The following is a 10,327-nucleotide window of genomic DNA, read 5'->3' as shown; positions in this document are numbered from 1 at the left end:
TCGACGTTTAATCGTGGCGTAGCTTGCGCTAGTAATGCCAACCTCGGCAAGAGTCTCGATGGAATCCAGTTTTGAGCCGGGATTAATGATCCGGGCGCGTACCAGATCACGAAACACCGGATCATCACCGCTTGCTGCAGCAAGACCTAACTCGTCGAAATACGCATAATACCGTCCAGCAAGTAACCGGCCCGCTGACCGACTACCGGCAGCGGGTGGCAAACGCTGCCTGTTGCCGATGGGATGTGTTCCACCTCGCCGAAGTCCATTGCGAGTTGGTCACCATCGACGATGCGTTGAGCTTCAGCTCTTAAAAGCGCAAGCTCAGACTCTGAATGTGCTGAGCCGATATGCTTCATCCTTTTCGCGCCTTTGCGTTCAGAGAACACCACCTGCACCGCCATCGCCCCAGAAGCGGTCTTGACAGTGCGAATATAAGGACTCACAAAAATCAGACTACTGAACACCCCCGGCACTACCCACTTAGTGCGGAAAAATTCCTCCCCACCAACGAAAACCAACAGGTAACCGTGCCAAGAGTGCCTTTGCTCACCCACCCATGACCTAAGTCAGGTTACAGTTTTACAGGTACTTTAAATCCGTAAACGCGGGGAACAAGACAGCATCGTGGCAAGCAGGAAACTTGATGATACCTCAGTGGGATTGGCTGGCCGAGACGCCCTTCTAGGCCGCCATGTCATATAGGCCAGCGAGGACCGCCAAATTAGCGAGGTCTACCGATGCAATGAGGATGGCGTGAGCCGGCGCAGCGGTTGGACATCATTTTTGCTTTGGACGAGTTTCCAGGATTCTCTGTTTGTAATAATCGCGATCCGCCTCTTGCATGCGAGAAAATTCCATGAGCACGCCCGGCCAAGTGGGAAATGAATCTACCAGATTCTCCGACATGTTCGATAACGGCGAAAAAGCGATCTCGCCCCATCTGACTCCTATGCCTACTCTTTCAGAGTAATCTGTGCTGTTTAGAGGACCAACACACCACTGGCTCCCTGATGCGGCATTCATCCATATCCCCGTTATGGCTATGATTCGGGAGACTGTGTCTTCATAGCTGTGTTTAGAATTGAGGATTTCGAGAAGGGGTTCGAAGGGAAACTCTTGTGCGCCATCGGTAACTTGCTTCTTCTGGGAAGATGTCAGCTCTGTGAGCACTGTGGGGACTGTTTCTGTGAGGAAGTCCTCTAGCCGGTTTCCGAATTGCTGTTGATATCCGTCAAGCCACATGGGGGTCTCCTAGGTCAAATAGGGCGGATGATCCAGGCTCCTGAACCGTTATTTAAAGTCCTGTCGAAAAAGCAGGTTGCAGATCTAGCCCAGTATCCAGTATTTTGTTGCTCTCTGAGGAAATCAAGTCGATTCCAGCATTCATTTTCGGCAAGGAAGATTTGAGTGTTGTGCCCCGACCCCGCAACCGGAACGCAGAATTACTCGGCGTTAAAAGAATAGCTCCCAGTCAACTCGTTGTGGATGACAACGGTATAGTCCTGGCCGTTGGCAGTGGCGCCCTCGATAAGCGCTTGGAGCTCCTGAGAGTTGTAATGGCGGCTTAAACCGACGTAGAACACTGCGAGGAGGATAAGCCCTCCCACAAGAATGGCGGCGGGGACAATAATGCTGCGGAATCGGGACATGTCGTCGACGTTAGTAGAGCGCTGGTTTAATCGCATCCCACGCCGGTTGCAATTGCTTGCCAAACATCACCCAGTCGTGGGTGCCGTCGGTGAGATAGTCGGTGGTGTGGGGGATGGAGGCGTCGGCAAGCGCGGCGGAAAACTCCTCCGTACAGCGACGTGAGCCGGCCTCCAAAAGGGTGCCCCCGATGCGGTCATTGACGGACTTTCCGGGGTAGGCCGCCAGTTCCTCGTCCGTCCATGCGCCCGAGGCCGCGGCGAGGTACAGCGCCGTGCCGCGCAGCCCCTCCGGGTGGGACATGACGTCATTGCGTAGCCAATCCTCCGAACCGCGCGGGCCCCACATGTTCGTTGGGTCGCCGCCCTTGGTGCGCACCGTCAAGTCCACCGTGCCCTGGCCCACCTGGCTGGTGGTGGAATAGCAGCCGGAAATTCCCGCCACGCCATTAAAGAAACCCGGGTTGTTGTTCGCCATCATTACCGCGCCCGACGCTCCCATGGACAATCCAATGAGCCCGCGCTTGCCGTTGTGGTTGAGCTCCGCTTCCACGACGGGGGCGAGTTCGGTGGTGACAAAAGTTTCCCACTTGTGGCGCCCCAGCTTGGGGTCGTCCTCTCTCCAGTCGGTCCACATGGAACCTGCGCCTTGCGACGGAATCACCACGCTCGCATCCGTATCCCCAAACACGCGTCGTACATGGCCCTTGGTGATCCAGTTCGAGGTCTCCGGGGAATCTACGCCCTCGAGAAAGTATACAACGGGCCCGCCGTTGCCCACGACGACGTCGACGGGAATATCGCGCCTCATCGACGGCGAGGAGATGATCCACTTCTCACGGCCTGGTTCGTCGGTAGCACGCCGCTCCACGAGGGAGACCTCGTCGATTTCTTTAATCGGGTATGGGTACTCGTCCTGCTCCGTGGACCACGCGTCGGTGAGTAGGTGGGAGGAGGTACCCAAGCCATCGATGACGTTGAACATGGTGTCCACGGCCCACTGCGATGAGGCCTCGTCGCGGCTCGACAGTTGGTAGGAGGAGCCGGGCGTGAACATCAGGGAGCTGGCCACCAGCGCGGAGAAGAGCTTCATAAACGGCTACCTTAATACAGATTCCGGTATGCTCGGCGCACATGCTCGGAAAGGATGACACCATGAAGATGGCACCGCGCCACCGTCAGCAACTGCCACCGCTTCCGATGGTTTCGGCCAAGCTGGGGGAGCGTTTGGCCAGCCAAGTGTTCGTGGAGGAAGGCCGGGAGCTGCTTCCGGAGTTGCAGGAGTTCCGCCGCGATATGCACCAGAACCCTGAGGTCGGGCTGCACCTGCCGCGCACGCAGGAGAAGGTGCTCGAAGCTCTTAAAGGCCTGCCGCTGGAGATTCAGCTCGGGCGCGACTTGAGCTCCGTTGTGGCGGTGCTGCGCGGCGGCAAGCGCGGCGAGCGCCCGGTGTCGGTGCTGCTGCGCGCGGACATGGACGGTTTGCCGGTGCGCGAGCAGACCGGTAGCCCTTTCGCTTCGACGAATAACAACATGCATGCGTGTGGCCACGACCTGCACACGGCGGGGCTTATCGGCGCGGTCAAGATGCTCTGCCGCCACCGCGAGGAGCTGTTGGGCGATGTCATCTTCATGTTCCAGCCGGGCGAGGAAGGCCCGGGTGGTGCGCAGCCGATGATTGATGAGGGCGTGCTCGACGCCGCCGGCCGCCGCCCCATTGCCGCCTACGGTTTGCACGTCGGCCCGCAGGATCGGGGCACGTTCCACCACATCGCGGGCCCGATGATGGCCTCGTCGTCCAACTTGGGAATCACCGTCTACGGCAAGGGTGGGCATGGCTCGCGCCCGCACGATGCGATCGATCCGGTTGCGGCCCTCGCGGAGATCCAGGTGGCGCTGCAGGTGGCGCTGACCCGGCGCTTCGACGCGAACTCGCCGATTGTCATCACGGTGACCAACCTGCGCGCAGGCGACGGTGCGGTCAACGTCATCCCGGACAAGGCGGAGCTGGGCGCGACGGTGCGCGTGCTTCGCGACGAACACATCGACGCCGTCCGCCAAATGATCATCGAGGTCTCGAGCTCCGTGGCGGCCTCGCACCGTTGTACCGCGAAGGTGGACTTTGAGGTCCTGTATTCAGCCACCAAGACCTCACCGCGCGAGGACCAGTTCGCGGCGTCGTTGTGGGCGGGGATGTTCGGCGCGGAAAACGTGCTGACCATGGACACGCCGATGATGGCCTCGGAAGACTTCGGCGCGGTGCTCGCCCAGGTTCCGGGCACCTTCATGTGGTTCGGTACCGGCGATCCGCACACCCCGGAGCACATGCGCGAGTGGAACCACTCGCCGCAGGTGCGCTTCGATGATTCCGTTCTGGGAGACCAAGCCGCAGCCCTGGCGGCGGTGGCCTTTGAGCGCCTCGCCGCCGAGGATGCGCACCCCTCGCCGGCCACGAAGGCTATGCGTGCGCCGGTGCAGGGGACAGGGGCGGATGCGCAGCCGCCTTCTTCCGCAGCGCAATAGTGCCCCAGATGGTGGCTACCCACTCGGCGAGCACGACGACCATGCCGGCGAGGAGGGGCCAGATGGCGTCGTCGAGCGCGGTGCTTAACGACGGGAAGAGATTCTTCGTGGCGTGCACCGCGATGGCGATAATGAGCCAGCGCACCGGTTGTTTCTGGGATAGGCCATAGGCGCTAAGCCCGGTGAACAGCGCGTGGGAGAGCGGGTTGGATCCCAGGCGGATGACCACCGCCCCGATTGCCCCGGAGGTATCCGAGTCGAGGTTATCCGCCGTCATGCGCGCGAAGGCGGTGGCGTCCTCACCTACAGTGAAGCCGATGCCCACGGCCACGCCCACGAAGACGTAGTCGAGCAAACTGCGGGGCCGGATGACGAAGGTGCAGATAAGCAGCACGCCGAGGAACTTCAGCACTTCCTCGATGAGCGGCGCATATCCCGCAGCGCCCAGCCACTCTAGGCCCGCGCGGGCGAGTAGGTGGGTCATGTTCGTGTTGAGTTCCACCGCGAGCCCGGAGACGGCAAAACCCCACACCACGCCGTGCGCAATTCCCGGCCGGCGGCGCAGGAAGAACAGCGCGAGGGGGACGAGTACGGCGGCGAAGATCACGGCGGCCAGAGCACTTGCGGGCAGGAAGGGCTCGCCCGCGTAGTGGAAGGCGGTGACGGCCAGCGCGCCGAGGATCAGCAGGTAGTACAGGTACTTCATGCGTCCTCCGGCTGCACGCGGTCGGCGAAGTCACGTGCCTTCGGTCCGTAGATGTGGAGGAAGGAGATGGTGTTGTTGTGCCGCTGAGACAGCGTGATGCCGTCGCCGTCCTCGACGCGGTAGAGCTCGGCAGCCTGGGTGGTGATGGGGGCGTCGGTCAGCGCGCTGGTCCCGGTAAAGGAGCGGTGCTGGCGCGGCAGGTACGTCTCGACCTCGTGGGAGGAGCTGCCTTCCTCAGAAATGATGGTCGCGCTCCCGCAGTTCCAGGTCTGCGAGGAGGCGTACGGATCCTCCGGGCATTCGAGCTCCGGGATGCCGCGCACGGGGGTGGTGTCGGGAGTGGGGTCGGGGAGGAGGGCGTCGGCAAGCGGTACTGCGGCGAGGACGCCGATGCAGGAATAAATCAGTGTGTTTCTCATGCTTTTGACCCTAAGAGCTGCGATTTTGCGCCGGTATCCTCCGCAGGGAGGATTTTGCGGAGTTTCACAATGCTGACAATCGTGGCGACCCACAGGCCGATGAGGATGAGGAAGGTAGGGAAGATGGGCCAGAAGGCGTCCTCAAACGCGGTAGAGATAGACGGGCCGAAATTGGCCGTGAAGTGCACCGCCATGGCGATAAGCAGCCAACGCACCGGTTGCCTGCGGGAGAGTCCATATGCTGCGATGCCGGTGAAAAAGGAGTGCATGAGCGGGTTCGCGATGAAGCGGACAAGGAGCGCCAGCAACGTTCCCCTGAGATCAGAATCGAGGTTCTCCAGCGTCATGTTGGCGTAGTAGACGGCGTTTTCGCTCACGCTAAAACCCATCCCCACGGCCACGCCGACGAAAACGTAGTCCGCCCAGTGGCGGGACCGGATGACGCAGGTGCAAATGAAGATGACGCCGAGGAATTTGAGGACTTCCTCGGTGAGTGGGGCGATGCCAGCGATGACCAGCCAGTCCGGGACCGTACGGATGAGGAGGTGGTACATGTTCTCGTTGAGCTGGCCGGCGACAGTGGAGACCGCAATACCCCACACCACCCCGTGCGCAATGCCCGGGTGCTTGCGCAAAATCAGCAACGTGAGACCGATTGCCACGGCCGCGTACAACACTGCGGCGAGCGCGCTGGTAGTGACGAAAGCGCCGTGGGAGAAATCATAAGCGACGAACACCAGTCCGGCGGCGGTGAGCAGTTCGTACAAAGTCTGTGTTCTTCTCATGCGGTTTAGGTTATGAACCGGGCTTGGGGTGCCGGTATCCTCCGCAGGGAGGATTTTCCGGAACGCAGGGAGAACTATCGTGGCAACCATGACGAGAAAGACGCGACCACTGTGGATCACGGTGCTGCTCATTCTGCTCTGCGTGGTGGCGGATTTGGCGGCATGGATCCCCCATATCGAAAACTTCGAGGGGACGGATCAGGAAGCCCTTGTTATGGGCTTGATGGGTCTATTTAGCTTCGCCACGTGGATTCTGCTGCCCTTCGCCCTGCACCACTCACGGCGGGAGCGCAACATCCACGAGGAGTACCCCGGCCACCCGGTGGTGCTGATTGCGGCTCTGCTCGTCCTGGTACTAGGCGGGTTTCGCCCACTGTCGCTGTCAGTGCTGGTGGTGTTGATTTCAATCATCTCGCGCGGCCGATTGCGGTGGTCCCTGGCGGGGACGGCGGTCTTCGTGGCCTCGTGTGTGACCGTTATCTCTGTGCCTTACATTCGGATGAACATCTTCGATCCCTTTGGTTACGTGTTCTATGGGAGCCTCTTTCTTATCGTTGCCTGGATTACGGGCTCGGTGCGCGCGCAGCGCCGCCAGCGCGAGGTCACGCTGGTGAGCTTGGCGGAGCTTAATGAGGACCAGCTGCGCTCGCGCGAGGAGCGGGCGCGTCTGGAGGAACGCAACCGCATTGCCCGCGATATCCACGATTCCCTCTCGCACCGGCTCAGCCTTATTTCCGTGTACGCGGGTGGCCTGAACTACCGCAAGGATGCCGACCCGGAGCGCGTCGCTGAGGCGGCGGGAACCATCCAGTCGGAGGCCAAGGCCGCCGTGGAGGACCTGCGCGGGGTGATCAAGGCGCTGCGCGTGGATGACAGGGTGGATCCGCGCGCGAGCATCGAGGAACACATCGAGCGCGCACGCGCGGCGGGGACGAAGGTGCGCTACGTCAAGGGAGACGTCGATAAGCTGAGCACGCTTGCTGCCCACACGCTGGGCCGCGCCGTGCAGGAGGGACTGACCAACGCGCGCAAGTATGCGCCGGGGAAGAAGGTGACGCTCACCGTGGAGAACGAGGAGGATAAGGTGCGGGTGACCATGCAGAACAAGAAGGTGGCGCACCAGCCGGAGTCGGGTGGCGGCAACGGTCTGCTAGGTCTGGAGGAACGCGCCCGGCTGGCGGGAGGTACCTTCACAGTGCTTGACGACGCCTCCACCTTCACCTGGGTCCTCGAACTACCGGAGGAGGCACACGCGTAATGATTTCAGTGGTATTGGTCGATGATGAGCAGGCGCTGCGCCGCGGCATTCGTTTCATCCTGGAGGGAGCACCAGACATCGAGGTGGTGGCCGAGGCCAGCAATGGGCGCGACGGCGTGGCCCGCGTGTTGGACCTGCAGCCGGACGTGGTCCTCATGGATATCCGCATGCCGGTCATGGACGGCATCGAGGCGGCTGGGCAGCTGCGCGCGAGCGCGCCGGATATCCCGGTGGTCATGCTCACCGCTTTTGATACGGATGAGTTCATCGTGGATGCGCTGCACGCCGGCGCGATGGGTTTTCTGCTCAAGACCATCGAGCCGGACGGGCTGGTCTCTGCGGTGCGCGCTGCGGCCACGGGGCAGCAGCTGCTGAGCCCGAAGGCCCTGAAGAATCTGCTGGCGCTCAAGCACCCCGAGCCCGCGCCGGCAGAGACAAAGGAGCCTGGGCCCCGCCCGCTGGAGGGCTTAAGCCAGCGCGAAAACGAGGTGGCGGAGTTAGTGGCCCAGGGCCTGGACAACCAGGAGATCGCGGGGCAGCTCTACGTGTCAGTTACGACGGTGAAAACCCACATCAAGCACATCCTGGACAAGCTGGGCGGCACCAACCGCGTACACATCGCGATTGCGGTGTTGGAATCGCGCTAGCGCCGGCGGATAAACGCGGAGGCGAGGCCGAGCAGCGCGATGACGATCACGATGATGGACGCCGCCGGCCAGTACTGGGGGTAGTACTTCAGCGCGTAGCCGAAGACCTGGCTGTCGTTGAACTGTTGGGCCAGTGCGATGGGCATCCACCACAGCTTGGTCAGCGTCAGGATCGCGCCCAAGAGCCCGGCGATGATGCGGACCGGCCTGCGCAGGAAGAAGCTGGCCGCCACGAGGAGAACACCAACAATCGTGAGTGCGAAAAGCAGAGGCGTATCCACGGCGAGCGGCGAGCCATTGATGAGGAACTCGTGGTCCACTTCGTGCTGTTCGATAAGCGTGTAGCCGTCGAGGACGACATCGTCGGGGATGCCCACTTAGGTCTCCTTCTGCTCAGAGTTCGGGTCGTAGCCATCGGCCCAGGTATCGGTGTCGAAGTCGTAGTCTACATTCTCGCCCTTTTCATCGGTGCGCTGGTACCAGTCTGTGTAGCGGTGCGCTGAGGAGTCGAAGTCGGAGCCGGCACCGCGGCCCTCGTCGGCGTGCTCGACGGTGATCTCGAAATCATCGCCGTGCTCCTCGATGCCACGCACGACGGCGTTTTCCACCGCGGCACGCGCGTAGGCGCGGCGGATGAATACCGGGTCGGAGCGCAGGTCCTTGATGAAGGCCACCATCATGACGAGCAGCACGATGCAGAAAGGTAGCGCTGAGAGGATTGTCAGGTTCTGCAGGCCTGTGAGCACGTCCTCACCACCGGTCAGAAGCATGACAACAGCGATGCCCATCATGCACAGGCCCCAGAAGATAACGATGATCTTGTTCGGGGCGGGATTGCCCTTGGAGGACATGGTTCCCATGATGACCGATGCGGAATCCGCAGAGGTGATGAAGAAGACCGCCAGCACCAGGATCAAAATGAAAGGCGTGATGCTGCTCAGCGGCAGGTTGTCGAACATGGCGAAAAGAACCTGCTCGCCGGAGGCGGAGCCATCAAAGTTGGGTAGTTCTTCGCGCTGGAAGGTAATGGCCGTGCCGCCGAAGATGGTGAAGGCCAGGATGAGGATGAGGGAAGGGGCGAAGACGGTCACGGCCGTGAATTCGCGCAGCGTGCGGCCACGGGAGATACGGGCCACGAACATGCCGACGAACGGCGTCCAGGCAATCCACCACGCCCAGTAGAACGCAGTCCAGTAGGACTGGAACTCGACGGTTTCATCGCCCCAGGACAGGCCTTTGGCCATCATCGGCAAAAGCTGGTCGATGTAGGTCACGATGCCGGAGGGCACGAGATTGAGCAGGAGCAAGGTCGGACCGGTGAAGAAGACAAAGATGACCAAGCCGAGTGTCACCGTGATGTTGAAATTAGAGAGATAGCGCACGCCGCGGGAGACACCCGAGACCGCCGAGATGATGAAACCGCAGCCCAGGACCGCAATGATCACGATGAGCACGGAGTTGGTCAGCGGGCCGGCACCACGGATGATGGAGACGCCTTGGCCGATCTGGATGGCGGAAAGACCCAGTGTGGCGGCGGTGCCGAAGAGCGTGGCGACGAGGGCGAGGACGTCGATAAGCTTGCCCAGCGGGCCGTCGGTATCGCGGGAGCCGAACAGCGGCTTGAAAATCGAGGACACCAGAGGGACGCGTCCGCGGCGGTAGGAGGAATAGGCGATGGCGCCGCCGACGAGGGCATAGGCTGCCCAGGGCGAGATTCCCCAGTGGTAGTGCGCCTGGGCCATGGCCTGGTGCAGGGCCTCGACGCTGTTGCCGTCGACGGTGTGCGGCGGCGGGGTGAGATAGTGCGACAGCGGCTCTGACGGGCCGTAGAAGAAGATGCCGACGCCGATGCCGGCGCCAAACATCATGGCGACCCAGCTAAACCAGCCGAACTCAGGCTCTTCGTCATCGGTCCCGAGCTTGATGCGACCTAGACGGGAGCAGCCGATGTAGAGCATGGTGGCTACGGCCATCATCATGGTGATGTTGAGCAGCCACCCGGCGTTCGTGATGGCCCAGGAAAAGGCGGAGGAGGATGCGGCCGAGACGGATTCTGGCGAGCTAATGCCCCACACGATGAAGGCTACGACGAAGGTAGCGGTGCTGAAAAAGGTGATTTTGTCGAGGGCGAAAGCGTTGCGTTGGTCCTCCACGCCGATGCCAGGGACCAAGCCCGGGTGCATGTCGTGGGGATAGATGCCTACTGGGGGACCGGTGGCTTGTCGAGAGTTCATGGTGACCATTATCGCAGGTGCGCGAAATGACAGTGTTGTGAGCTAGGATGAAGACACTTATTTCTGCGTCGATTGGAATGCCATGTCGCTGCCTAATTTTGATGAG

General features: G+C 61.4%; 12 protein-coding genes. 3 read left to right on the top strand and 9 right to left on the bottom strand.

The features are described 5' to 3' along the window. Positions 1 to 146 precede the first annotated feature (146 nt). From HMPREF3056_RS13745 to HMPREF3056_RS07560, 4 genes are all read right to left on the bottom strand, one after another. The gene (locus HMPREF3056_RS13745) at positions 147 to 446 is read right to left on the bottom strand and encodes a hypothetical protein (RefSeq protein WP_246822483.1); all 300 of its coding nucleotides are present in this window, start codon (positions 444 to 446) and stop codon (positions 147 to 149) included. A gap of 334 nt (positions 447 to 780) precedes the next feature. Further along, positions 781 to 1,245, bottom strand: coding sequence for a hypothetical protein (locus HMPREF3056_RS07570; RefSeq protein ID WP_070702399.1), 465 nt, complete (start codon positions 1,243 to 1,245; stop codon positions 781 to 783). Between the two features lie 200 nt (positions 1,246 to 1,445). Continuing rightward, a complete protein-coding gene (locus tag HMPREF3056_RS07565) occupies positions 1,446 to 1,652 on the bottom strand; it encodes a hypothetical protein (protein WP_210401782.1) in 207 nt (68 codons plus the stop codon). A 10-nt stretch (positions 1,653 to 1,662) separates the two neighbouring features. Beyond that, complete coding sequence (locus HMPREF3056_RS07560) at positions 1,663 to 2,742, bottom strand: alpha/beta hydrolase (RefSeq protein ID WP_070754473.1); 1,080 nt, start codon at positions 2,740 to 2,742, stop codon at positions 1,663 to 1,665. Positions 2,743 to 2,804: 62 nt separating this feature from the next. On the opposite strand from HMPREF3056_RS07560, the gene HMPREF3056_RS07555 reads away from it, so the two are divergent. Continuing rightward, positions 2,805 to 4,172, top strand: coding sequence for a M20 metallopeptidase family protein (locus HMPREF3056_RS07555; protein WP_070754472.1), 1,368 nt, complete (start codon positions 2,805 to 2,807; stop codon positions 4,170 to 4,172). Here the strand turns inward: HMPREF3056_RS07555 and HMPREF3056_RS07550 are convergent. From HMPREF3056_RS07550 to HMPREF3056_RS07540, 3 genes are read right to left on the bottom strand one after another with little or no spacing between them, the layout of a single operon-like run. Beyond that, positions 4,108 to 4,878 carry a PrsW family glutamic-type intramembrane protease gene (locus HMPREF3056_RS07550; RefSeq protein WP_070754471.1) on the bottom strand — a complete coding sequence of 257 codons (771 nt, stop codon included), beginning with the start codon at positions 4,876 to 4,878 and terminating at the stop codon, positions 4,108 to 4,110. The two genes, HMPREF3056_RS07555 and HMPREF3056_RS07550, sit on opposite strands and share 65 nt — an antisense overlap. After that, entirely contained in the window at positions 4,875 to 5,297 is a 423-nt protein-coding gene (locus HMPREF3056_RS07545) for a hypothetical protein (protein ID WP_046649005.1), read from the bottom strand. The genes HMPREF3056_RS07550 and HMPREF3056_RS07545 overlap by 4 nt, the downstream gene beginning before the upstream one ends. Further along, positions 5,294 to 6,082 (bottom strand): PrsW family glutamic-type intramembrane protease, encoded by a 789-nt coding sequence (locus HMPREF3056_RS07540; protein ID WP_083306732.1) that lies wholly within the window; start codon positions 6,080 to 6,082, stop codon positions 5,294 to 5,296. Before HMPREF3056_RS07540 ends, HMPREF3056_RS07545 begins: the two co-directional genes overlap by 4 nt. A gap of 88 nt (positions 6,083 to 6,170) precedes the next feature. Between HMPREF3056_RS07540 and HMPREF3056_RS07535 the strand changes: the two genes are divergently transcribed. Both HMPREF3056_RS07535 and HMPREF3056_RS07530 read left to right on the top strand, forming a co-directional pair. Continuing rightward, entirely contained in the window at positions 6,171 to 7,340 is a 1,170-nt protein-coding gene (locus HMPREF3056_RS07535) for a sensor histidine kinase (RefSeq protein ID WP_246822482.1), read from the top strand. Beyond that, entirely contained in the window at positions 7,340 to 7,987 is a 648-nt protein-coding gene (locus HMPREF3056_RS07530) for a response regulator (protein ID WP_070754469.1), read from the top strand. The genes HMPREF3056_RS07535 and HMPREF3056_RS07530 overlap by 1 nt, the downstream gene beginning before the upstream one ends. Here HMPREF3056_RS07530 and HMPREF3056_RS07525 read toward each other — a convergent pair. Then, positions 7,984 to 8,364, bottom strand: a complete 381-nt coding sequence (locus tag HMPREF3056_RS07525) for a cell division FtsX domain-containing protein (protein ID WP_070754468.1) — start codon at positions 8,362 to 8,364, stop codon at positions 7,984 to 7,986. The two genes, HMPREF3056_RS07530 and HMPREF3056_RS07525, sit on opposite strands and share 4 nt — an antisense overlap. Next, complete coding sequence (locus tag HMPREF3056_RS07520) at positions 8,365 to 10,230, bottom strand: BCCT family transporter (protein ID WP_070513640.1); 1,866 nt, start codon at positions 10,228 to 10,230, stop codon at positions 8,365 to 8,367. Between the last annotated feature and the right edge of the window lie 97 nt (positions 10,231 to 10,327).

Origin of the sequence: Corynebacterium sp. HMSC056F09 (genome assembly GCF_001815785.1) — a bacterium.
Classification (GTDB): Bacteria; Actinomycetota; Actinomycetes; order Mycobacteriales; family Mycobacteriaceae; genus Corynebacterium; species Corynebacterium hiratae.
The sequence above is the reverse complement of the archived record's forward strand: the minus strand, read 5'-3'. Positions and strand labels throughout refer to the sequence as shown.